Source organism: Bacillus sp. LM 4-2 (genome assembly GCF_000978495.1).
GTDB lineage: Bacteria > Bacillota > Bacilli > Bacillales > Bacillaceae > Bacillus > Bacillus subtilis.
On record NZ_CP011101.1, the window covers coordinates 2,664,393 to 2,687,645 of the forward strand.

Annotated in this window: 20 protein-coding genes, 1 other RNA gene and 1 other annotated feature; of the genes, 3 read left to right on the top strand and 18 right to left on the bottom strand. The window is 44.8% G+C overall.

Going from position 1 to position 23,253, the window contains the following annotated elements; translation table 11 throughout:
* Positions 1 to 5: 5 nt before the first annotated feature.
* The 4 genes from bslm_RS13295 to cymR all read right to left on the bottom strand — a co-directional run bounded on the left by bslm_RS13295 (position 6) and on the right by cymR (position 3,432).
* The gene (locus bslm_RS13295) at positions 6 to 626 is read right to left on the bottom strand and encodes a tetratricopeptide repeat protein (protein WP_202926392.1); all 621 of its coding nucleotides are present in this window, start codon (positions 624 to 626) and stop codon (positions 6 to 8) included.
* A gap of 85 nt (positions 627 to 711) precedes the next feature.
* Positions 712 to 1,827, bottom strand: coding sequence for a tRNA 2-thiouridine(34) synthase MnmA (gene mnmA, locus bslm_RS13300; RefSeq protein ID WP_004398509.1), 1,116 nt, complete (start codon positions 1,825 to 1,827; stop codon positions 712 to 714).
* 27 nt (positions 1,828 to 1,854) lie between these two features.
* Positions 1,855 to 2,997, bottom strand: coding sequence for a cysteine desulfurase family protein (locus bslm_RS13305; RefSeq protein WP_046381233.1), 1,143 nt, complete (start codon positions 2,995 to 2,997; stop codon positions 1,855 to 1,857).
* Between the two features lie 18 nt (positions 2,998 to 3,015).
* Entirely contained in the window at positions 3,016 to 3,432 is a 417-nt protein-coding gene (cymR, locus tag bslm_RS13310) for a cysteine metabolism transcriptional regulator CymR (RefSeq protein ID WP_003225879.1), read from the bottom strand.
* Positions 3,433 to 3,634: 202 nt separating this feature from the next.
* Here cymR and bslm_RS13315 point away from each other — a divergent pair, with 202 nt between their 5' ends.
* Positions 3,635 to 4,924 carry a replication-associated recombination protein A gene (locus tag bslm_RS13315; RefSeq protein WP_046381234.1) on the top strand — a complete coding sequence of 430 codons (1,290 nt, stop codon included), beginning with the start codon at positions 3,635 to 3,637 and terminating at the stop codon, positions 4,922 to 4,924.
* Positions 4,925 to 4,946: 22 nt separating this feature from the next.
* Here bslm_RS13315 and bslm_RS13320 read toward each other — a convergent pair whose 3' ends face one another.
* From bslm_RS13320 to bslm_RS20950, 5 genes are all read right to left on the bottom strand, one after another.
* Positions 4,947 to 5,711: a tRNA threonylcarbamoyladenosine dehydratase gene (locus bslm_RS13320; protein ID WP_003229763.1), complete on the bottom strand. Its 765-nt coding sequence runs from the start codon at positions 5,709 to 5,711 to the stop codon at positions 4,947 to 4,949.
* An 82-nt stretch (positions 5,712 to 5,793) separates the two neighbouring features.
* Positions 5,794 to 5,986, bottom strand: a non-coding RNA gene (gene ssrS / locus bslm_RS20945) — 6S RNA.
* A gap of 60 nt (positions 5,987 to 6,046) precedes the next feature.
* Positions 6,047 to 7,825, bottom strand: coding sequence for an aspartate--tRNA ligase (gene aspS, locus bslm_RS13325; RefSeq protein ID WP_015251570.1), 1,779 nt, complete (start codon positions 7,823 to 7,825; stop codon positions 6,047 to 6,049).
* Between the two features lie 13 nt (positions 7,826 to 7,838).
* Positions 7,839 to 9,113, bottom strand: a complete 1,275-nt coding sequence (gene hisS / locus bslm_RS13330) for a histidine--tRNA ligase (RefSeq protein ID WP_014480430.1) — start codon at positions 9,111 to 9,113, stop codon at positions 7,839 to 7,841.
* Between the two features lie 89 nt (positions 9,114 to 9,202).
* Positions 9,203 to 9,435 (bottom strand) — a binding site (T-box leader).
* Positions 9,436 to 9,494: 59 nt separating this feature from the next.
* Positions 9,495 to 9,665, bottom strand: a complete 171-nt coding sequence (locus bslm_RS20950) for a YrzK family protein (RefSeq protein ID WP_004399157.1) — start codon at positions 9,663 to 9,665, stop codon at positions 9,495 to 9,497.
* Positions 9,666 to 9,798: 133 nt separating this feature from the next.
* On the opposite strand from bslm_RS20950, the gene bslm_RS13335 reads away from it, so the two are divergent.
* Positions 9,799 to 11,355, top strand: coding sequence for an N-acetylmuramoyl-L-alanine amidase family protein (locus bslm_RS13335; RefSeq protein ID WP_046381235.1), 1,557 nt, complete (start codon positions 9,799 to 9,801; stop codon positions 11,353 to 11,355).
* Positions 11,356 to 11,381: 26 nt separating this feature from the next.
* On the opposite strand, the gene dtd is transcribed toward bslm_RS13335, so the two are convergent.
* From dtd to comN, 8 genes are all read right to left on the bottom strand, one after another.
* A complete protein-coding gene (gene dtd, locus bslm_RS13340) occupies positions 11,382 to 11,822 on the bottom strand; it encodes a D-aminoacyl-tRNA deacylase (protein WP_004398689.1) in 441 nt (146 codons plus the stop codon).
* 12 nt (positions 11,823 to 11,834) lie between these two features.
* Complete coding sequence (gene relA / locus bslm_RS13345) at positions 11,835 to 14,039, bottom strand: GTP diphosphokinase (RefSeq protein WP_003229747.1); 2,205 nt, start codon at positions 14,037 to 14,039, stop codon at positions 11,835 to 11,837.
* A gap of 167 nt (positions 14,040 to 14,206) precedes the next feature.
* A complete protein-coding gene (locus bslm_RS13350; protein ID WP_003229745.1) occupies positions 14,207 to 14,719 on the bottom strand; it encodes an adenine phosphoribosyltransferase in 513 nt (170 codons plus the stop codon).
* Positions 14,720 to 14,724: 5 nt separating this feature from the next.
* Positions 14,725 to 17,085, bottom strand: coding sequence for a single-stranded-DNA-specific exonuclease RecJ (gene recJ / locus bslm_RS13355; RefSeq protein WP_046381236.1), 2,361 nt, complete (start codon positions 17,083 to 17,085; stop codon positions 14,725 to 14,727).
* A 66-nt stretch (positions 17,086 to 17,151) separates the two neighbouring features.
* Positions 17,152 to 17,475, bottom strand: coding sequence for a LapA family protein (locus tag bslm_RS13360; RefSeq protein WP_003229740.1), 324 nt, complete (start codon positions 17,473 to 17,475; stop codon positions 17,152 to 17,154).
* A 75-nt stretch (positions 17,476 to 17,550) separates the two neighbouring features.
* Positions 17,551 to 18,048 carry a cation:proton antiporter regulatory subunit gene (locus bslm_RS13365; protein WP_003229739.1) on the bottom strand — a complete coding sequence of 166 codons (498 nt, stop codon included), beginning with the start codon at positions 18,046 to 18,048 and terminating at the stop codon, positions 17,551 to 17,553.
* Between the two features lie 157 nt (positions 18,049 to 18,205).
* Positions 18,206 to 20,419, bottom strand: coding sequence for a protein translocase subunit SecDF (gene secDF, locus bslm_RS13370; protein WP_046381237.1), 2,214 nt, complete (start codon positions 20,417 to 20,419; stop codon positions 18,206 to 18,208).
* A 38-nt stretch (positions 20,420 to 20,457) separates the two neighbouring features.
* Entirely contained in the window at positions 20,458 to 20,754 is a 297-nt protein-coding gene (gene comN / locus bslm_RS13375) for a post-transcriptional regulator ComN (RefSeq protein WP_004398498.1), read from the bottom strand.
* Between the two features lie 115 nt (positions 20,755 to 20,869).
* On the opposite strand from comN, the gene spoVB reads away from it, so the two are divergent.
* Positions 20,870 to 22,426 carry a stage V sporulation protein B gene (spoVB, locus tag bslm_RS13380; RefSeq protein WP_014480435.1) on the top strand — a complete coding sequence of 519 codons (1,557 nt, stop codon included), beginning with the start codon at positions 20,870 to 20,872 and terminating at the stop codon, positions 22,424 to 22,426.
* Positions 22,427 to 22,429: 3 nt separating this feature from the next.
* On the opposite strand, the gene bslm_RS13385 is transcribed toward spoVB, so the two are convergent.
* Entirely contained in the window at positions 22,430 to 23,086 is a 657-nt protein-coding gene (locus tag bslm_RS13385) for a DUF421 domain-containing protein (RefSeq protein WP_046381238.1), read from the bottom strand.
* Between the last annotated feature and the right edge of the window lie 167 nt (positions 23,087 to 23,253).

Below are 23,253 nucleotides of genomic sequence, written 5' to 3' on the forward strand. Positions count from 1 at the left end.
GCCTGTTATGATGGATCAATCAGTTTTTTAGCATGAAGCGCAAGCATATGATCTGGCTGGATATCGATTGCCTTGTCCAGCATTTCCAGCGCTTTTTCTCGGTTTTCTTTATAAGCATAAGCGACACCGGCATTATAAAATGCATCTGCATGCCCCGGGTCTTGCTCTGTCACAGCTGCGAATTGGCTGAGCGCTTCGTCCAGCATGCCCTCGTTGGCTAAGCACATCCCGAATTGAAAACGCGCTTCCGTATCGTTTTCATTCAGTTCGACTGCTCTTTGTAAATATGGCAGTGCAAGCTTAGGCTGTTCGAGCTTGACAAGCACCGTTCCGAGCATGTAAAACAGGTCGCCGTTTTCCATCCCCGCACGAAGCGCTTTTTCAAACATGTCTTTCGCTTCTTTGTACATTTCTTTTACAACATAGACATTTCCTGCTCCATAATAAGCAGTGGCTGCGCTATTGTCTAATTCAAGCGCTTTATCATAAAACGCAAGCGCACGTTCCAGCTCGTTTACGGATGAAAGCAGGTTGGCAAAATTGATATACGGAATCGCGTCTTCTTTATTTTCTTCAATCGCTTTTGTAAATGCCTCTGCCGCTTTCTCGTAATCGCCTTCCTGCATCGCCTCTATACCGAGTTGATTATAATCCACCGATCATCTTCCTTTCATTAAAAAACCCCAACTCAGTGTTGAGGTTTTTCATCTTTTATACGTACCACAATTTTGTTCCGTCTTTGTACACATCATCAATTGTCCCGCCGCCAAGGCATTCTTCGCCGTCATAGAAGACAACGGCTTGTCCCGGCGTTACAGCGCGGACTTGTTCATCAAAGATGACTTCCGCTTCACCTTCGCCAGTCATGCGCACTGTTACTTTATGATCCTCTTGGCGGTAACGGAATTTAGCCGTGCAGGAAATCTCTTCGCCCTTCATGATATCCGAACGTACCCAGCTGATATTTGTTGCTGTGATTTTGTCGGAATATAAAAGCGGGTTATGGAACCCTTGATCTACGTAGAGGATGTTCTTTTCAAGATCTTTGCCTACCGCAAACCACGGCTCGCCGCTTCCGCCGATGCCAAGGCCGTGACGCTGTCCGATCGTATAGTACATCAACCCGTCGTGGCGGCCTTTTACTTCGCCGTCCATCGTCATCATATCGCCCGGCTGTGCAGGGAGATATTGGCTGAGAAACGTTTTGAAGTTGCGTTCGCCGATAAAGCAGATGCCTGTACTGTCTTTTTTCGTCGCTGTTGCAAGTTCTGCTTCTTTGGCAATTTCACGCACACGGCTTTTTTGAAGTTCGCCGATCGGGAACATGACTTTGCTCAGCGTATCTTCTGTCAGCTGATTCAGGAAGTACGTTTGATCCTTGTTTTCATCAATGCCGCGCAGCATTCTGACTTTTCCGCCGCTTCTGTCTACTCTTGCATAGTGGCCAGTCGCTAAATAGTCGGCGCCAAGTGACAATGCATGCTCCAAAAAGGCCTTGAATTTAATTTCTTTGTTGCACAATACATCCGGGTTTGGTGTTCTGCCTGCTTTATATTCATCAAGGAAGTATTGAAATACCTTCTCATAATATTGCTTTTCAAAGTTTACGGCATAATACGGAATTCCGATTTGGTTGCAGACGCGGATCACATCTTCATAATCCTCTGTCGCCGTGCAAAAACCGTTTTCGTCCGTATCATCCCAGTTTTTCATAAAGATTCCGATTACATCATAGCCCTGTTCTTTTAACAGCAGGGCCGCCACAGATGAGTCTACTCCGCCGGACATGCCGACGACGACTCTTGTATCCTCCGGCCGTTTTTCCATTTCATTCACTCCAATTACTACGCCGCCTTATTGTGTCAGCCGTTTGACAACGTCGGCCACATGTTTGGCAGCAGTTTTCACTTGCTCAGCCGTATTGCCGAGGCCGAAGCTGATTCGAATAGAGGACGTCAGCCGGTCACTCTCTTCGCCGAACATAGCAGTCAGAACATGTGACGGCAGGACTGAACCGGCCGTGCACGCTGAACCGCTGGAGACAGCGACACCAGCCATATCAAGATTAACCAGCAGCGCTTCCACTGACACACCGGGGAAATAAAGATTCAGAACATGCGGCAGACTATGCTCTTTGTCCCCGTTGACCTCGAATGCCACACCTGCATCTCTAAGCGTGTCGGCAAAGATTGCTTTAAACGATTGATACTTCTCGTTTTTTTCGTCACGTTCTTCACTTGACAGCTTGATCGCTTCTTTCAGCCCGACAATGCCTGGAACATTTTCCGTTCCGGCACGGCGTTTTCTTTCTTGCTCTCCTCCGAATAAAAGGGGTGAAAGCTTCACATCTTTACTAGCATATAAAAAGCCTGTCCCTTTTGGCCCGTTGAGCTTGTGCCCGGAAACAGACAGAAGGTCAATATGGCTGTTTTTCACATCAATTGGCAGCAACCCGAATGCCTGAACAGCATCGGTATGAAAATAAGCTTTGTGTTCCTTTAACAGCTCACCGATTTCTTCGATCGGCTGCACTGTTCCGACTTCATTATTTCCATACATCACTGTCACAAGGATTGTATCATCACGCAGTGCTTCTTTCACCTGTTTTGCACTGACTCTTCCATTTTGGTCAACGTCCAGATACGTTATGTCAAATCCGTCTCCCTCAAGTTTTTCACATGTGTGAAGCACGGCGTGATGCTCAATTTTTGTTGTGATGATATGTCTGCCAAGATCTTTTCTTGCAAGTGCGGTTCCCATGATCGCCAAGTTATCAGCTTCCGTTCCCCCGCTTGTAAAAATGATCTCCTGCTCTGCCGCTCCGATTTCTGCTGCGATCTGCGCTCTTGCTTCATCCACCCATTTTCGAGATTCTCTGCCAAATGAATGAATACTGGAGGGATTACCGAAACTGCCGGAGAAGTGCGGTATCATTTTTTCCAGCACGCGCTCATCCATCGGAGACGTTGCGGCATGATCTAAATAAATCCGTTCCATTATGTTTACACCTCTGATCTAAATATAGAACATATAAGCTTCTTGCTCTCCGTCTGTATAGCTGGCAAGATCCTCTAATGTTGTACTGTCTAAAACCTCTTTTACAGCATCCCGGATGCGAATCCAGAGCTCACGCTTGGCAGGCTCCTCATCTTCCAGCACTTCAACAGGGCTGATCGGCCCCTCAAGCACACGGATAATATCTCCCGCAGTAATGGCATCCGGCTCACTGCCTAATACATATCCGCCATATGCGCCTCTGATGCTTTTCACTAAACCGGCATTTCTGAGCGGCGATACCAGCTGCTCCAAATAATGCTCGGACAAATTATTCGTCTGTGCGATGCTTTTTAATGAAGTCGGGCCTTCACCGTGCTTTTTTGCAAGCTCGATCATAATGGTGAGCCCGTATCTTCCCTTAGTTGATATTTTCAACATGAACACCTCTGTTATTTCATGATTTTCCACATTTATAATGGTAATTTCTATATGTTTCGTCCGTTTATTATCTTATAGACCAACTGTTATTATAACATACCTTCAGCGAATTTTCATTGAGGCAGAAGGAAAGGGGCCTTTACCCTTTTCTAATGTACGGTTTTCCGTTACCCTGTAATTAAGTAAGGAGAGATGATAGATGAAGCCATTGGCATATCGGATGCGTCCGACAAAAATAGAGGATATTATCGGCCAGCAGCATCTGGTGGCTGAAGATAAAATTATTGGCAGAATGGTCCAGGCAAAACATTTGTCATCCATGATTTTGTACGGGCCGCCCGGAATTGGAAAAACATCAATCGCAACAGCAATCGCCGGTTCAACAAGTATTGCTTTTCGAAAGCTGAATGCTGTCATTAACAATAAAAAAGATATGGAAATCGTAGCTCAGGAAGCCAAGATGTCCGGCCAAGTGATTTTGATTCTGGATGAAGTCCACAGGCTGGATAAAGGAAAACAGGATTTTCTATTACCCTATTTAGAAAACGGAATGATCATTTTGATCGGAGCAACGACGGCTAACCCGTATCATGCCATTAATCCGGCGATCAGAAGCCGGACCCAGATTTTTGAGCTTGAACCGTTAACACCTGAACTGATTAAACAGGCACTGGAACGTGCGCTCCATGATGAGCATCGGGGCCTTGGCACCTATTCTGTATCCATTGATGATCAGGCGATGGAGCATTTTGCCCACGGATGCGGAGGAGATGTCCGCTCCGCTTTAAATGCGCTTGAGCTTGCCGTGTTGTCAACGAAGGAGTCAGCAGACGGTGAAATTCACATTACATTAGAAACCGCGGAAGAATGCTTGCAGAAAAAAAGCTTTTCTCACGATAAAGATGGTGACGCGCATTATGATGTACTGTCCGCTTTTCAAAAATCAATCCGCGGCTCTGATGCCAACGCTGCTCTTCACTATTTGGCTAGATTAATTGAAGCCGGTGATCTGGAGAGCATCGCAAGACGATTGCTTGTTATCGCCTATGAGGATATCGGTTTAGCAAGCCCGCAAGCCGGCCCTAGAGTGCTGAACGCTATTCAGACCGCTGAGCGAGTCGGGTTTCCTGAAGCGCGAATCCCGCTGGCCAACGCAGTTATTGAGCTTTGCCTCTCACCGAAATCAAACTCTGCCATTCTGGCAATCGATGAGGCCCTGGCAGATATCAGAGCCGGAAAAATTGGGGATGTCCCGAAGCATTTAAAAGACGCGCATTATAAAGGAGCTCAGGAATTAGGAAGAGGAATCGACTATAAATACCCGCACAATTACGACAACGGTTGGGTCGAACAACAATACCTCCCTGATCCTCTGAAAAATAAGCAATACTATAAGCCGAAACAGACTGGAAAGTTCGAATCTGCCTTAAAGCAGGTGTACGATAAATTAATGAAAAGAAAAGAAAATAAAACAAAAAAACAGCCTTGATCATCAAGGCTGTTTTTATGCATTATTTATCCTTCACACGTTTGATTTCAATGTCTTTCAAAAGATCCATGACAACATGTCCGCCCATAATCAAACCTGCAACTGACGGCACAAAAGCATTAGAGGAAGGCGGCATTTTTGCTTTACGTATTTTCGCTTCGTCATTCCCCACTTCTTTTCTGACATCTTCCCGAATAACAATCGGGCTTTCATCAGAGAAAATCACTTGAACGCCTTTTTTGATACCCTCCTTGCGTAATTTCGTACGAACGACCTTCGCAATTGGATCAGTGTGCGTTTTTGAGATATCAGCGATTTGGAAGCGTGTCGGATCCGTTTTATTTGCAGCACCCATGCTGGAGATGAGCGGAATATCCCGTTTTAGACATTCTTTCATTAAATGAATTTTATAACAAATGGTGTCTGACGCATCAATGACATAGTCAAGATCATAGTCAAAAAACTGCTCATACGTTTCCTCCGTATAGAACATTTTTAACGCGATCACTTCACACTCCGGGTTAATGTCTGCGATCCGCGCCTTCATTAAATCAACTTTCGGCTGTCCGACAGTTGAAAGCAGCGCGTGAAGCTGACGATTTACATTTGTAATGTCGACATCATCTTTGTCGACAAGCAGAATGCGGCCGACGCCTGACCGCGCGAGAGCTTCCGCCGCGAACGACCCGACCCCCCCGACTCCAAGCACAGCAACTGTGCTGTTTTTCAGCGTTTCAAGGCCTTCTTTTCCGATAGCTAATTCATTGCGTGAAAACTGGTGTAACAAGAACCTCACTCCACATTCGTATTCTGGTTTCATCTATAAAATGGCTGATCCATGAGCAGCCGTTTTTTCTGCGCACAAAAAATAAAGTCCCAATAGTGCCGTTGCAGCTTTCCTTTGTTTTGAACCCGCTCTCAGCAGGTGGGTGCCCTCTTTTAAATCTTGTAAGTCCTCTTTACCGAATGAAAAGAGGCATGTACGCCATTTAAAAATGCGGGCTCCCAAATCAAAAAAATGTTCGGTCAAAACTAGGTGTACAACTAACACATCAGGACTTTATTTAACTTGTCAAAATCATATCACAGACGATTTTGATTTTCAAGAATCGAACTGCCCAATCAGTTCTTAACTTTTTTCTTGATAGAAAGATGAAGCTCGTCAAGCTGGGCGTCGCTTACTTCACCTGGCGCTTCTGTCATCAGGCAGCTTGCACTTGCCGTTTTCGGGAATGCAATCGTATCTCTCAGGTTCGTACGTCCAGCGAGAAGCATAACGAGACGGTCTAAGCCGAGTGCGATTCCGCCGTGCGGAGGAGCGCCGTATTCAAATGCTTCCAGCAGGAATCCGAACTGTTCAGCCGCTTCTTCTGGTGAGAAGCCGAGAAGCGCGAACATTTTTTCCTGAATATCCTTTTCAAAAATACGGATTGAACCGCCGCCAAGCTCATAGCCGTTTAAGACGAGGTCATAAGCTTGTGCTTTCATGTCTTCAGGCGCTGTTTCAATCAGCTCAAGGTCTTCGCGGACAGGCATTGTGAACGGATGGTGCGCTGCGTAAAAACGGCCTTCTTCCGGATCATGCTCTAATAGCGGCCAGTCGATGACCCATAAGAAATTGAACAATTTTTCGTCAATCAGCCCGCGCTCTTTCCCAAGCTTTAAGCGCAGGGCGCCGAGTGATGCGGCCACAACTTCGAATTGATCCGCTCCGAACAGCAGCAAATCACCTTCAGCAGCATCAAGTGCTTCAATCAGCTTAGACTGCTTTTCTTCATCAAAGAATTTAGCGATCGGTCCTTTCACTCCGTCTGCCTCAACCTTCACCCAGGCAAGCCCTTTTGCCCCGTAGTTTGCAGCAAAAGCGCCAAGAGCGTCGATGTCTTTTCTGGAGTAATCGCCGGCACCGCCTTTTACGTTGATGGCTTTAACCACGCCGCCGTTTGCTACAGCCGATGAGAACACTTTAAATTCCGTATCCTTTACAATGTCAGACACATCCGTCAAAAGCATGTCAAAACGCGTATCCGGTTTATCAGAACCGTACTTGTTCATTGCTTCGTCATACGTCATTCGAGGAAGAGGAAGCTTAAGTTCCTCACCTTTTGTTTCACGCATAACCTTTGCCATCATCTCCTCAGCCAATGACATAATGTCTTCCTGGCTCATAAAGGACATTTCAATATCAATTTGCGTAAACTCAGGCTGACGGTCCGCACGCAAGTCTTCATCGCGGAAACAGCGGGCAATTTGATAATATCGTTCAATGCCTGATACCATCAGAAGCTGTTTAAATAGCTGCGGAGACTGCGGCAGCGCGTAGAACTCACCTTCGTGCACACGGCTCGGCACCAAGTAGTCACGTGCGCCTTCAGGCGTGCTTCCTGTTAAAATCGGCGTTTCAATATCAAGAAACCCATTTTCATCTAAAAAGCTGCGAACAGCTTTCGTCACGTTATGGCGCAGCTGCATCGTCTGGAACATAGCCGGTCTGCGCAAATCTAAGTAACGGTGTTTTAAACGAACGTCCTCTGACACTTCTTCAGCTTGATCAGAAATCGCAAATGGAGGTGTCTTTGCAGCATTTAATACGTTCACTCCATCAGCATGTATTTCGATCGCGCCTGTTTTCAAATTCGGATTAACTGTTCCCTCTTCACGCGCCACCACTTTTCCTTGAATATCAAGCACGTATTCATTTCTGATGCCTTCCGCAACAGCAAGCGCTTCTTTTGACACATCAGGGTTAAAAACAACTTGAACAATGCCCGTACGGTCACGCAAGTCAATAAAAATCAATCCGCCGAGGTCTCGTCTTTTTTGGACCCAGCCTTTCAGCGTTACAGATTCGCCAATTGCTTTTTCAGTTATATCACCGCAATAATATGTTCTTCCAAACAATGCGTTTCACTCCTTATCCCTTTTGGTTTGCCTTCATCACATGTATAAATTCATCAAGTGCCACTTCAATCTGTTCGCCCGTCTGTGCATCCTTTACATTGATTTTGTTTTGGGCAAGCTCATCTTCACCCAAAATCGCAATAAATCTGGCATTTAAGCGATCAGCTGTTTTAAACTGGCCTTTCATTTTCTTATTTTCATAATCGATTTCACTGGAAATGCCTGCTTCTCTCAGTTTGTACACCAATGAAACAGAATAATCCTTTGCTTTTTCGCCGAGTGTGACGATATAGCAGTCGATTCCCTTATCAACAGGCAGCTCTCTTTTTTCAGCATCAATTGCGGCAAGCAAGCGTTCGATGCTCATCGCAAATCCGATGCCCGGTGCTTCAGGTCCGCCGATCTGTTCGACAAGCCCGTCGTAGCGTCCGCCGCCGGCAAGTGTCGTAATCGCGCCAAAGCCTTCCGCATTGCTCATAATTTCAAATGCGGTGTGGTTGTAATAATCCAGCCCTCTCACAAGGTTCGGATCGATTTCATACGAAATGCCAAGATCATTTAAGTATTGTTTCACTTTGTCAAAATAAGCGGCTGATTCTTCATTTAAATATGTCAAAATCGAAGGTGCCGATTTCATCAGCTCATGATCTCGGTCTTTTTTGCAGTCCAAAATTCTAAGCGGGTTCGTGTGCAGCCGGGACTGGCAGTCTGAACAAAATTCTTCGATGCGAGGCTCGAAGTGTTTCACAAGCGCTTCTCTGTAGCTTTTGCGGCTATCTTGATCGCCGAGACTGTTTATGACAAGCTTAACGTTTTCTAAACCTGCTTTTTCATAAATACTCATCGCAAGCGCCATTACTTCAGCGTCGATTGCAGGGTCTTTCGAACCAATCGCTTCAATTCCAAACTGATAAAACTGGCGGTAACGGCCCGTCTGAGGACGTTCATAACGGAACATCGGCCCGACATAATAAAGCTTTGTCGGCTGTACAGGATTTGCGAACAGCTTGTTTTCATTAAAAGCGCGAACCGCAGCAGCTGTTCCCTCCGGACGAAGTGTCAGGCTTCTGCCTTTGCGGTCCTCGAAGGTATACATTTCTTTTTGTACGATATCCGTTGATTCTCCGACGCCTCTGGCAAACAGTTCTGTATGCTCAAAAATCGGTGTGCGGATTTCTTTATATTGATAAGTGCGGCAAGTGTCTCTCATAATTTGTTCAACATACTGCCAGCGATCTGATTCTCCAGGCAGAATATCCTGTGTTCCTCTCGGAATGTTATATCCCATAGGTAGACCTCCTTATGTATTCCTTATAAAATATCCAATGATCGTTAATGATGAAAATGAAAAAAACTCCCGCCCCTACTATACATGATAGTAGGGACGAGAGTTATACCCGTGGTGCCACCCTAGTTGGAATACGTTCATATTCCCGCTCGATCCTTTAACGCAGGTTCACGTTCACTGCCTAATGGCGTTATTCACGCGTTCAGCAGGAAACCTCCGGAGTGTTGTTTCGAGAAAGACGCAATGGGATCCGCTTTCAGCCTAGGGCGGGTTCCTCTCTAATCATGCAATCTGACCTACTCTTCTCCATTATTGGTTCAAATCTTTCATCATTTGCTATGTACTCAATTTCTATTATAATAATGGGATTGGGGTTCTCTGTCAAGCTTTATTCCGGTTGTTTTTCCTCAGCGCTGCTTCTTTGGACATAAGACCAAATTCAGATGCTGTTTCCGTAAGATAACCAGTCGTATCGGGATCTGCGTGATCGCTGTAATGCAGATTCGCTTCACCGTCGTGAAATGCACGTCCCATTTTTGGATGATATTTCATGATTTGCACACCTTTTTGATTGTATTTACGCTTAGTATAAACAAATCATTTTATTTTTATTTAAAAATCAGAAAGGACTTTACGATATTAAACAAGAATGCTTTTTTTAATGATCATCAGAAAGGAGGACACAATGAACAAGAAATACTTTGTCCTTATTGTATGTATTATTTTCACCGCAGCGCTATTCCCGACCTCTTCATCCGTTACAGCTGCTCAAGGAGAAGCGGTCATCGCAACAGATGAAATGAACGTCAGAAGCGGCCCTGGGCTTAGCTACGGCATTACAGCGGAAGTAAAAAAGGGAGAACGCTATCCGATTTTAAAGGAAGATGGAGACTGGGTGCAGATACAGCTTGGTTCCGGAGAAAAGGGCTGGGTAGTCTCCTGGCTTATTACAAAGGAAGACCAGGCCAGCACAAGCTCCTCAGGAAGCAGTGACACTGTGACATCAACAGACCCCGATCTGCGGATGAGAAGCGGCCCGGGCACTTCCTACGAAGTCATCGGCAAATTCCCGCAAGGCAGCCAAGCATCTGTCATTGATAAAGATTCGGGCTGGATCAAGATATCCTATCACAGTGCCACCGGATGGGTATCATCTGAATATGTCACATCAGGAGGCAGCAGTTCAGCGTCTGATGAGAATGACCAAACCAAGGATTCCGGTGCGTCAACGACGGGCACAGTCGGTGTTTCTTCGCTAAATGTAAGAGCCTCCGCCTCACATGACGCGGCAATTATAACAAAACTTGATCGCGGAACGAAACTGACGGTTCTCAACGAGAAAAATGGCTGGGCTCACATTGAGGTGAACGGGCTAAAAGGCTGGGTTGCAAGCCATTACCTTTTGACTAGTTCTGTTCCAGCTGATGATTCAGCAAATGCCGGCAGTTCATCCTCCGCTAAAAAAGCCTATATCATGTACGGAGGAACGAATCTAAGAAGTGATGCGTCAACATCAGCTTCGATCGTTGAGCGCGCTGCCAAAGGAGATTCATACACCATTACCGGTTCAAAGGGAAGCTGGTATGAAATAAAGCTTGATAACGGGCAAACTGCTTATGTAGCCAATTGGGTGGTCCAAACGTCTAAAAGCGCAGAAGAAGCAGGTGAACCGCCAGTCTCTGATTCCCCGTCTGGAAACGGCTCTCTAAACAATAAAACGATTATTGTTGACCCGGGACATGGAGGAAAAGACAGCGGAACGATCGGGTATTCGGGGAAATTCGAGAAAAACCTGACGATCAAAACGGCAAAACTGCTCGCCAGCAAACTTAGATCGGCTGGAGCGGATGTATATGTGACACGCCAGGATGATACCTTTGTCAGCCTGCAGTCACGGGTCTCTACGTCTCACTACCGCAACGCTGACGCCTTTATCAGCATTCATTATGACAGCTATGCGGATACCTCTACAAGAGGCAGTACAGCATATTACTACAGTCCTGCCAAAGATCAGGAACTCGCATCAGATGTCCACTCAGAAGTGGTGAAGCGTTCTTCCATTCCAGACCGCGGCGTATTATTCGGAGATTATTATGTGCTCCGGGAAAACAGACAGCCCGCTATGCTGTACGAGCTGGGATATGTAAGCCATCCGCAGGAAGAAGCCATTGTACATAGCAATTCATACCAAGAAAAAGTAACAGATGGGATCGAAAGCGGATTAGAGAAATACTTCCAATAAAAAAAGCTGCCTTTTGGCAGCTTTTTTTATTTTGAATCCATAATGAGCGTGACCGGTCCGGAGTTTGTAAGCTGAACATCCATCATTGCTCCAAACGTTCCGGTCTCCACTTTGATTCCTTTTTCACGAAGCAGGTCATTCCATTTTTCATAAAGACCTAAAGCTTTATCAGGTTTGGCCGCGTTCATGTAGTTCGGCCGGCGCCCTTTTTTCGTATCTCCATAAAGCGTAAACTGTGAGACGGATAAAATCTCTCCTCCTATATCTACAAGAGACAGATTCATTTTCCCTTCACTGTCATCGAAAATACGGAGATTGACAACTTTATCGGCTAAATAAGCTGCATCATCTTCTGTATCATCGTGAGTGATGCCGACCAGCACCATAAGGCCTTGTCCAATTTGGCCGACGACCTCTTCGTCCACTGTAACGCTTGCTTCTGTTACTCGCTGAACAACTAATCTCATTTTCTAACCCCTTTAGTTCATGACGCGGCGCACAGAGTAGATATCTCTAATCTGTTTAATACGCTCGACGACTTTGTGCAAGTGATTGATATTCTGTATGAAAATCGCCATATGGATGGTTGCCACTTTATTGCGATCCGATTTGCCAGAGACAGATGAAATATTTGTTTTCGTTTCATTCACTGCCTGGAGCACCTCGTTCAGCAATCCGCGGCGGTCATACCCAAGAATCTCTATCTCAACATTGTATTCCTTGCGCTTTTGAACTTGTGACTCATGCTCCCACTCTACCGGGATCAGCCGCTCTTGGGCTTCATTCGTTTTGACATTCGGACAGTCTTCGCGATGGACCGAAACCCCTCTGCCTTTTGTGATAAAGCCGACAATATCATCACCTGGCACAGGATTGCAGCATTTTGATAAACGGACAAGGAGGTTGTCAATGCCCTTGACACGAACGCCAGCTTCCCGTTTTCTTCCTTGCGGGTATGGCTTAGGTTCCCCAGTGACTTCCTGAACGATCTTTTCCTGTTCTTCCTGGTCGCGCTGCTTTCTCTCTTTTTCTGTTAGGCGGTTCGCCACCTGCAGAGCTGTGATGCCGTTGTAACCGACCGCCGCGTACATATCCTCTTCATTTGAGAAATTAAATTTGTCAGCAACCTTTTGAATATTCTCTGGCGTTAAAACATCCTTCAATTCAAAATCCAAGTTTTTAATTTCTTTTTCGACCAGCTCACGGCCTTTTTCGACATTTTCTTCACGCCGCTGTTTCTTAAAGAATTGACGGATTTTATGCTTCGCTTGGGATGTTTGGGCAAGCTTCACCCAATCCTGGCTCGGACCGTAGGAATGCTTAGAGGTGAGAATTTCAACGATATCACCTGTCCGAAGCTTATGGTCAAGCGTAACCATTTTTCCGTTTACTTTGGCACCGATTGTTTTATTGCCGATTTCAGAGTGAATCCGGTAAGAAAAGTCAATCGGAACAGAACCGGACGGAAGCTCGATTACATCTCCTTTTGGCGTAAAGACATACACCATGTCAGAGAACAAATCAATTTTGAGCGATTCCATAAATTCTTCTGCATCTGTCGATTCATTTTGAAATTCTAAAATTTCACGGAACCAAGAAAGCTTTTTCTCAAAGGTTGCACCTTCATTGGCTGCTTTCCCTTCTTTATAAGCCCAGTGAGCCGCAACCCCGTATTCCGCTATTTCATGCATTTCAAAGGTGCGGATCTGCACTTCAAGCGGATCGCCTTTAGGCCCAATAACCGTTGTATGAAGTGATTGATACATATTCGGCTTCGGCATTGCGATATAATCTTTGAATCTGCCGGGCATCGGTTTCCAGCATGTGTGAATGATGCCAAGCACCGCGTAGCAGTCCTTTATGCTATTCACAAGAATACGGACAGCCAACAAATCGTAAATTTCATTGAATTGCTTATTTTGCAGCACCATTTTTCGATAAATGCTGTAAATATGTTTCGGGCGTCCCGAGAAGTCAGCCTTGATATTTACTTCTTCGACACGTTTCTTCACTTCATTGACAACCTCATCAACATAAAGCTCACGTTCTGCGCGTTTCTTCTTCATGAGGTTGACAATTCTGTAATATTGCTGAGGGTTCAAATAACGGAGCGCCGTATCTTCCAATTCCCACTTAATTTTTGAAATCCCGAGACGATGCGCCAAAGGAGCAAAAATTTCCAGCGTTTCATTGGAGATTCTCCGCTGTTTTTCCTGAGGCAGATGTTTCAGTGTCCGCATATTGTGAAGACGATCCGCCAGCTTGATCAATATGACCCTGATATCTTGAGCCATAGCGACAAACATTTTGCGATGATTTTCCGCCTGCTGTTCCTCTTGAGATTTATATTTAATTTTGCCGAGTTTCGTTACGCCGTCTACAAGCATTGCCACTTCTTCGGAAAATGCTTCTTTCAGGTCATCGAGCGTCACATCTGTATCTTCCACGACATCGTGCAAAAATCCGCCCGCGATTGTGGAAGGGTCCATTTCAAGATCAACGAGTATCCCCGCAACCTGAATCGGATGAATAATATATGGCTCGCCCGATTTGCGGTATTGCTCGCGATGAGCATCTTCAGCGTACAGATATGCTTTTTCGACAAATGCGATATGCTCATCAGATAGATAGCTGCGCGCTTTATCTATAACTTGCTCGGCAGTCAATACTTGTTCGTTCGCCATGGAATCACCTTTTTTAAAATGTAAACTGTATTGTAGTTTATTATCAAGAAAAAAACGAAAGATGTAAAGAGCAGAAGTTCAAATAGCCAAATATTATATAAAATAAATGCAAAACAATAGGAAAAAAGCACCCTGACATGGAGTGCTTTTTCGTTATGCGGTTATCCTTAGTATTTCATCAATGTTAAGATGTCGTAATCTTCGAGCTTATTTCTGCCGTCAAGGTAAGAAAGCTCGATTAAGAAAGCGATACCAGCAACAACGCCGCCAAGTTCTTCAACAAGTTTGATTGTCGCTTCAATTGTGCCGCCTGTCGCAAGCAGGTCATCTGTAATAAGCACACGCTGACCAGGCTTAATCGCATCTTTGTGGATCGTTAATACGTCTTTTCCGTATTCCAAGCCATAATCCACTTTGATTACTTCACGAGGCAACTTGCCTTCTTTGCGGACCGGCGCAAAACCTACGCCAAGCGCGTAAGCAACGGGACAGCCGATAATAAAGCCGCGCGCTTCAGGGCCAACGACCAAATCAATTTGCTTTTCTTTCGCATATTCAACAATTTGATCTGTGGCATAGCGGTATACATCGCCTTTATCCATCAGTGTCGTAATATCTTTAAATTGCACGCCCTCTTTCGGGTAATCCGGTACAATTGTTACGTATTGTTTTAAATCCATCTGTTTTATGTCCTCCTCGTACTTTCATAAGCCTCTGAATCTTGTTTCATCAGCTTATTCAGCCATTCCTTCAGCTCTTCAGCAGAAGAATAATTCAGCTTTTGATCCAGTTCCATCAGCTGCTGTTTCGCCTGATATGTTTGTGAGTCTGTTAAGTCGCGTTTCTTTGCTCCGCTCACAACAGACAGCACACCATTCTCTATTTTAACAAAACCGAGATCAAAAAACACCTTTGTCATGAAATTGATTGTTTCAACGGACCAGCCTTTATGTTTTGCAAGCTCTGAACCGTGTTTTTTCACGTCAAAAGCGCCTCTTTTCAGCAAGAACGCATAATACCATTTAAAGTGGTCTCTTGCGGGAAAAGTTGATAAAAAGTGGTCCTCATGATTGAGAAAAATAAAATATATCCGCTCGGGCGCCTTGCCTTCCAGCAAACGTGCGAGCATGTCCAGCGAAGGCGGCGGATCCAGTAATACAATATATGCACCATCGAGGTCAAACGCCTTTGCTTGATCTTTAGAACTGATGACGTGCACTTCTCGGCGAAGGTCTTCAGTTTGAAGTAATGTTGTTGAGTCTTCTTTGAAAGAGACAATGGCCCGTTTAGCAGATGGAAGGACGGAAACTGTGTCTTCCCACGTCCGTTTTCCCCTTAAATCAAACAGCTGCCATTCAGAAACAGCGGCATCCTTTATCATAAGCTGCGGCTTTTTTCGATTGTTCCATTCGTTGATTGACATCTCACCGACAATAGAAATTCTTGAACCCGGTACGATGCCTTCTTCAAGCTCGCCTTTATTAAAACCGACGCAATCAAGCTGGGACGACTCGTTTCTGATCGTCATTTTGACATGAGTTTTATTTGCCCCTATCTTGCGGACATCTTCCAGTACTGCGTTTTCTACGAGAACGTGCGGTTTCGGGTTCAGCATGCCAAAAGGAGACAGCATGTTCATTTCTGCGATGCTTTCAACTGTAATGTCTTCGACGCCGCAGACAAGGTCGACTTCCTGTACGGGAATAAAATCCTCTTCCGTAAGCGTATTGTCCGCTATTTCATTCAGCCTGCTTCGCAAATCCGGCACATCTTCGGCTTTCAGCGTCATCCCCGCAGCCATTGGATGGCCGCCGAAATGAGGAAGAATATCTCTGCATTCAGAAAGGCTCTCAAATAAATTAAATCCTCTGATGCTTCGGGCCGAACCTTTAGCGATTCCCTTTTCTTCATCAATGCCAAGAACAATGGCCGGTCGGTAGAAACGGTCCACAAGCTTTGAAGCCACAATCCCGACGACTCCCGGGTTCCATCCGGCTTTGGCCACGACAATTGCAGTTTGATCGAGCCCTTGCTGTTCAACCATTTCAATCGCTTCATCCGTCATTTTGCTGACCATTTTTTGGCGCTCTTTGTTCAGCTGGTCAATTTCTGCGGCAAGCTCTTCCGCTTCAAACGAATCCTCTGACATAAGCAAATGAACAGCGGGATCCGCCTGTTCGATTCTTCCGACGGCATTCAGCCTTGGTGCGAGCTGAAATCCGACTGTTTCTTCGTTCGCTTCTCCGATGTCTCCGCCTGACAGCTTAATCAGCTCTTTTAAGCCGAGCCGATTTGTCCGTCGAAGCCTTTCAAGTCCTAGTGTTGCTATTAATCTGTTTTCGTCATGCAGCGGGACTAGATCGGCAATGGTGCCGATAGCCGCCAGGTCAAGCAGTTCATCAGGAAGTTCACCCAATAAAGCGTGGGCAAGCTTAAACGCGACTCCAACCCCGGCAAGCTCTTTAAACGGGTAAGTGCAGCCAGGCTGCTTCGGGTGGACGATCGCACGGACATCCGGAAGCTCCGGTCCCGGTTCATGATGATCGGTAATGATGACATCCAGTCCGAGTTCCTTTGCCACCTTCGCTTCATGCACAGCGGCAATTCCTGTATCAACCGTAATGATCAAAGAGAAGCCCCGTTCTTTAATCGAACGAAACGCCTGTTCATTAGGTCCATATCCTTCTTTAAAACGGTCAGGTATATAAAAATCAACTTGAGCCGACAGTTTTTGCAGCGTGTGAAGCATCACTGACGTACTTGTAACCCCATCGGCGTCATAATCGCCATATATCATAATCTTTTCTTGTTGTGAAATCGCCTGTTTTATTCGATCTGCCGCTTCTTTCATGCCTTTCATTTCAAAAGGATCATAAAAATCGGCATCCTTTGTATGTAAAAACAGCCTAGCGCTTTCTGCCGTATCAAAGCCTCTTTTTACAAGCAGGGACGCAACAAGAGGTGTTATATGCAATTGTTCTGTGAGTGATTTGACCTTATCCTGATCTGGTCGCTGGATTTCCCATCGCATTTTTGACGCTAACATAAATTCACCCCTCAACCACCCTATTATACTAGAGCAGGCTGAGGGGTTTCAAATAATATTCGAAAACTAGTCTTTTTTCTCAATCATGGCTGATGCATCCTGTGTGTCAGTCTGATCAGCAAGATGAGTATCCTCTTGTTTATGTATTGCTGTTCTATTTTCTTTCCGCAAGGTTTTTATTTCCCGCTTCAATTTCATTACCTGAAAAATGCCGACAGAAAATACGATCAGTGCTCCCATTAAAACTGAGCCCAAAATAACAAGAATGAGCGGCCATTCTGATCTTCCAAACAGGTAATCAACTTCTACGGATCGAACATTAATGACTGCGAAAATAGCGACAATTAAGGTGAAAATAAGTGCGAAAATAATGGTCCATTGTTTATTCATTCTCTTTTCCCCCAAACTTCTTATTGAGGTAACTTTCCCCATCAAGACTGGTTTTAAACATGGCTTAACACTAGGTTAAGCTCCCTTTGCTGTTAATTTTTCCCGGATCAGCCTCTTCAGTCCGGTTCCCTCACCGGAAATCACAAGTGTATCGCCTTCGTCAATGACTGTTTCAGAGCTCGGATTCAGTTGTTTATCCTGATTCTTTTTAACAATTGCAATGACCGTCACATGATATTCCTGACCCACATTCAAATCACCAATCGTCTGATGAATGGCAGGCGCTCCCGCCTCTGCTTTACACCACTCTATAATCAAATCATCAAGGGCTGACTCGACCTGTTCTAATGCTTTCGGTTTATATGCCATTCCGCCAAGAATTGCAGACATTTGCCTTGCTTCAGCGTCATCAAACTGCACGGAGGCAACACATTCCTCATGGTCGTTTTCGTCAAAATAGTAAAGCTCTCTCCGTCCGTCATGATGAATGATAATTGAAATTTTATCACGGTTTCTAGTAATCATTTCAACTTTTTGTCCTATGCCCGGCAGCTCTGATTCGCGAACCCTCATATATAAACCCTCCTACATATCTGAAAACCAGTCATAAACACTTTTAACACCATATATATGTTTAAATGTAAGCGTATGTCATTATAGCAAATTTCTATTTTAAGTTCAATGAAACTTCAAAAAACAGGCTGCCCTGCAGAGGACAGCCTGATATTTTTTATTGCGCCGAATCTTTTTTCAGTTCTCTTCCTTTCCATGCAAGCCAAATTTGTGCGGCAATGTATAGAGAAGAATAAACGCCTGTTAACAGCCCGACCAATAAAGCAATTGAGAAGTTAGTAATAGAAGATGCTCCAAAGATAAGCAATGTCACAACAACAATCACAACAGTTAATACAGTGTTAATTGAACGTGTAAAGGTTTGCTGCAGGCTCAGGTTTACTATATGGTTCAAATCGGCAAATGTTTTCGGCTTACGCTTTTTCATATGCTCGCGGACCCTGTCAAATGTAACGATTGTATCGTTAATGGAATACCCGATTATCGTCAAGATGGCCGCGATGAACGTAACATCTACCTCAAGCCTTGTAATACTGAAGAATGTGACGATAAAGAATGCGTCATATAGCAATGAAGCAATGGCAGCAATCGCCATTTTGTATTCGAATCGGATTGAAACGTAAATAATGATGCCAATAGAAGCTATAGCAACTGCGTACAGCGCATTTCTTGCCAGCTCCTTACCGACTGTCGGTGAAACTGTGCTGACATTTGGATCAGATCCGTATTTGTCTTTAAAATACGTTTTTACTTTTGCAATGGTTTCTTTATCTGGCACCCCGACAAACCGGGCAACACCGATATTGCTCTTTTCTCCTGACAGAACTACAGTATCAGGGTCCATACCCAGAGATTCAAAATCCTTCTCAACTTGCTCTGTCGTCAGCTTATGGTCGCTTTGTACTTCAATCCGTGCACCGCTTGCAAAGTCAATGCCAAGATTCAGCCTGAACACGAGCAGGATAATAATCCCGGCAACCGTGACCGCACTGGAGAAAATAAAGAAGTATTTGCGTTTGCTCGTGAAATCCCATTTTTGGAATGGCGTATGCGGCTCTGTATTTTCATCCGTATCCTGAATATCCATGATATGTTTCTTATTCACACCAAACCAGCCTTTTTTCCGATCAAGCCATCTGCTTTCCACAAGGAGAGCGAGGAGAAATCTCGATAAGAAAACGGCAGTGATAAAGCTTGTCAAAATCGATAGGATCAGCATTGTCGCAAACCCTTTAACAGAGCTTGTCCCAAAGATAAAGAGCACAACCGCTGCAATAATGGTTGTAATATTCGCGTCAAAAATCGTCGCAAATGACCGTCTGTTTCCTGAACGGAAGGCAGAGCGGACTGACTTCCCTAGCTTGAGCTCTTCTTTAATCCGCTCATAGGTAATAATGTTGGCGTCAACAGCCATCCCGACACCTAAAATGAGAGCGGCAATCCCCGGAAGTGTAAGTACAGCATTCATCCAGTCAAAAATCTGGAGCGTAATGTATACATAAACAGATAGTGTAATCACCGCGATTAATCCCGGCAGACGGTAATAGAAAAGCATAAATAAGAAAATAATTGCGATACCGACAATACCGGCAAACACCGTATCATGGAGAGCCTGCTGGCCGAATTGTGCCCCTACTGATGTCGAATACTTTTCAGTCAGTTTCACAGGAAGTGCGCCTGCGTTTAAAATGCTGGCTAAATCTTTTGCTTCTTGAACCGTAAATTGCCCTTCAATTGTAACGTCAGTTGTGTTTAATTCCTTACTTACATTTGGGGCGGATACATATTTAGGGTGCTCTTTTTGAACCTCTTTTTTAAATGAGTCCCCTTTTTCGTAATCCATCCAAATAACAAGCTGGTTGTTTGGCGCCATTTTCATGACCTTTTTGGTCACTTCGCCGAATTTATCAGCATCTTTCAGTTTAATGCTGACAATCGGTTCATTTGTTTTGGCATCATACGTTTGTTTAGCTCCGTTTTCGACGAGGTCAGAGCCATTCAGCAATTCTTTGTCATTCGTATCTCTGAAAGAAAGCTGCGCTTCAGTCGCCAAAATTTCACGCGCTCTGTTTTGGTTTGTCACACCAGCGAGCTGAACGCGAATCCGGTTATTCCCTTCAATTTGGATGTTCGGTTCGCTGACACCGAGAACATTGGCCCGGCGGTTCAGTGCCTCTACTGTGCTGACCAGAACGTCTTTTGTGATTTTGTCACCTTTTTTTACAGGCTGTACATCATACAGCACCTCAAATCCGCCTTGCAAATCCAATCCTAACGTAATATTGTTAGCGGCAGGCTTCGTAAAGTAGCCCAAGCCCGTGCCGATCAATAGAACGAAAAGGAAAAACGCAATCAAGCGTCCTTTTTTCATTATGTATATCCTCCCTTAAACCTGTGCGAATCAACCTGCTATCTCAGCAGTTCTTCCAATGCTTCCTGGCCCTCTTCACTGCCCAGCCAATTAGACGTTTTAAATGACTCAACGGTTGCATAGTTCATAAATTCGCCAATTTTCACTGATAAAATATCACTCGCCAGTTCATAAATGCTCAGTTCCGTTTTCTTTTTCCACTTCTTATCTGTTAAGTATGACCACAAACTTTCGAGTTCAACATCATCATACCCGAGGATCTTAAACTCTTCCAGTTTGCTGTAAAGAAACGGCCTGACGTGGTCTTTATATAGATCGGCTGGATGCTTCTCCACGAATTCCACGCTCCTTTTTTATTGTTTTTCAAGAAGACTTGTCATGCTTGGACGACATATACGCATATCTTTATTGTATATGATTCCAGGTAGTTTGAGAAGGCAGGGGGTAAAAATGGCGAAACAGACGTTTTTAAAGGGCACTCTTATCCTTATCGCAGCAGGAATGGTTACAAGAATGCTCGGGTTTGTCAACCGGGTGGTTATCGCCCGTTTTATCGGTGAAGAAGGAGTCGGGCTTTACATGATGGCGGCGCCTACCTTCTTCTTGGCCACTACATTAACTCAATTCGGTCTGCCGGTCGCGATCAGTAAGCTAGTCGCTGAAGCCAGTGCGCGCGGAGATCATCAAAAAACGAAAAATATTTTAGTCATGTCTCTGACCATCACGGGAGTGCTCAGCCTCATCTTTACACCGCTGTTTCTGTTTTTCGCCCCGGTTATGGCTGAAACGATGCTGACAGATAAGCGAACACTGTATCCGCTCTTGGCCATTACGCCGGTTGTGCCGATTATTGCTATATCGAGTGTGCTGAGGGGATACTTTCAAGGAAAACAGAATATGAACCCGCTTGCTATGTCACAAGTCCTTGAACAGGTTGTCCGCATTTCACTCGTGGCTGTCTGCACAACGATTTTTCTCCCTTACGGAATTGAATATGCTGCAGCGGGGGCAATGCTATCCTCAGTGGCAGGGGAGCTGGCATCACTTCTTTATTTATTCGTTTGCTTTAAGTATAAAAAGACAATTAAAATCAGAAAGCATTTTTTCCAGTCAATTAAAAACGGAAAACAAACCTTTACCCAATTAATGAGCGTGTCCCTTCCAACAACCGGGAGCCGCTTTATCGGAAACCTATCTTGGTTTTTCGAGCCAATCGTCGTCGCTCAAAGCCTTGCCATCGCCGGTGTGGCAACAGTTGCCGCAACAAAGCAATACGGGGAACTGACCGGCTTTGCCATGACGCTGCTGACTCTGCCCAGCTTTATTACATATTCTTTGTCGACCGCGCTTGTTCCTGCGATCAGTGAAGGAATGGAGCAGAAAAAATTGCAGGTGGTGGAATACCGCTTGGAACAGGCGATGCGTCTCTGTCTGCTCAGCGGAGGCATTTCAGTTGTTATTTTATTTGTATTTGCGGATGAGCTGATGAGAGTGATGTACGGTTCTTCAGGCGCAGCTGTATTTATAAAAGTGATGGCCCCGTTTTTTCTGCTTTATTATTTTCAAGGCCCGCTTCAAGCTGTTCTGCAGGCGCTTAATTTGGCAGGAGCTGCGATGATGAACAGCTTAATCGGAGCGCTAGTCAAAACAGGCCTTATTTTTGTCCTTGCCACAAGGCCTTCTCTTGGCATTATGGGCGCGGCATTAGCCATTGTGACAGGCATGGTGCTCGTCACGCTATTGCACGCAGCAACCGTAAGCAAAGTGCTGCCGATCAGCATCAAAATCAAGGAGTACGCGCTCAGCTTCGCTGTTATTGTAATTTGCGGATTCATCAGCTCCGCCATCAAACATTATATAAGCTTTGGAGCATCTGAGGCTGTCAATCTAGCCGGATGGATTGCGGTGAGCGCCGCCATTTATATGATCCTCCTGCTCGTTTTCCGTTTAATTAAAAAAGATGAGCTTCGCCGCATTCCCATTATCGGACGTCTGATCATCCGATAATAGTCACGTGCGGTACCCATCTTTTTCGTCAATAAATAATTCTCCGTCTGTAAACGAGCAAAATGAAATATCTGAAGGGTTTGTGTATCCGTGTTTTTGCAAATTTTCAAGCAGCCATTTTTTATCTTTACTGATTCTGGACAGGTTTTCTGTTTGAATGAAGCCGTCTATAATGAGCGGCATTTCGAGCTGCCGATGCTCTCCGCTGTTTTCTTTCTTAACAATAGTCAGTTTGCCCGACGGCTCTAAAATAGCAAATGATACGTCAGCTACTCTGTCGATGCTATTTTCTCTGAGCTGAACCATTAAATCATCAAAATTATAACGCTGTGATTTCATGGCTTCTTCGTCAATTTTTCCATATTTGATAATTATGGTCGGCTTACCGTCAAGAAGCTGGCGGACTTTTCGGTTTTTTAAAGAAAAGTATGCCAAAGTCACTTGAATGATCATTAATACAAGCATTGGCAAAATGGTATGAAATAGATGATCGTCTACGTTTTCTATGGCTAAAACGGCAATTTCAGCCATCATGATAAAGACAACGAGATCTAATATACTAAGCTCTCCGATCTCCCGCTTGCCCATGAGACGAAAAATGATCAATATCACAAAATACAATACGACTGTGCGAAACGCAATAGTGAGAAGCTCTTCCATCATGCACCTCCAACTCATTATAGGTTGCAACAAAATGATCAATTTATGTAAGAAAAACCGATTGCATTTCACAAAGCTTTTACGTCTAATTCATGGGATAAGGGAATACATTTTTACAAAGACGAGCCATCAGCATGTCTGACGGCTTTGTGCAAAAAGAACAGAAG

Excerpts from the sequence above, each read along its gene's own strand:
- secDF (WP_046381237.1), bottom strand. The coding sequence starts at position 20,419 with ATGAAAAAAGGACGCTTGATTGCGTTTTTCCTTTTCGTTCTATTGATC.
- relA (WP_003229747.1), bottom strand. The coding sequence starts at position 14,039 with ATGGCGAACGAACAAGTATTGACTGCCGAGCAAGTTATAGATAAAGCG.
- recJ (WP_046381236.1), bottom strand. The coding sequence starts at position 17,085 with ATGTTAGCGTCAAAAATGCGATGGGAAATCCAGCGACCAGATCAGGAT.
- mnmA (WP_004398509.1), bottom strand. The coding sequence starts at position 1,827 with ATGGAAAAACGGCCGGAGGATACAAGAGTCGTCGTCGGCATGTCCGGC.
- bslm_RS13385 (WP_046381238.1), bottom strand. The coding sequence starts at position 23,086 with ATGGAAGAGCTTCTCACTATTGCGTTTCGCACAGTCGTATTGTATTTT.
- bslm_RS13315 (WP_046381234.1), top strand. The coding sequence starts at position 3,635 with ATGAAGCCATTGGCATATCGGATGCGTCCGACAAAAATAGAGGATATT.
- bslm_RS13295 (WP_202926392.1), bottom strand. The coding sequence starts at position 626 with ATGCAGGAAGGCGATTACGAGAAAGCGGCAGAGGCATTTACAAAAGCG.
- bslm_RS13350 (WP_003229745.1), bottom strand. The coding sequence starts at position 14,719 with ATGGATTTAAAACAATACGTAACAATTGTACCGGATTACCCGAAAGAG.
- bslm_RS13335 (WP_046381235.1), top strand. The coding sequence starts at position 9,799 with ATGAACAAGAAATACTTTGTCCTTATTGTATGTATTATTTTCACCGCA.
- spoVB (WP_014480435.1), top strand. The coding sequence starts at position 20,870 with ATGGCGAAACAGACGTTTTTAAAGGGCACTCTTATCCTTATCGCAGCA.
- bslm_RS20950 (WP_004399157.1), bottom strand. The coding sequence starts at position 9,665 with ATGAAATATCATCCAAAAATGGGACGTGCATTTCACGACGGTGAAGCG.
- dtd (WP_004398689.1), bottom strand. The coding sequence starts at position 11,822 with ATGAGATTAGTTGTTCAGCGAGTAACAGAAGCAAGCGTTACAGTGGAC.
- hisS (WP_014480430.1), bottom strand. The coding sequence starts at position 9,113 with ATGGGATATAACATTCCGAGAGGAACACAGGATATTCTGCCTGGAGAA.
- bslm_RS13305 (WP_046381233.1), bottom strand. The coding sequence starts at position 2,997 with ATGGAACGGATTTATTTAGATCATGCCGCAACGTCTCCGATGGATGAG.
- bslm_RS13365 (WP_003229739.1), bottom strand. The coding sequence starts at position 18,048 with ATGAGGGTTCGCGAATCAGAGCTGCCGGGCATAGGACAAAAAGTTGAA.
- bslm_RS13360 (WP_003229740.1), bottom strand. The coding sequence starts at position 17,475 with ATGAATAAACAATGGACCATTATTTTCGCACTTATTTTCACCTTAATT.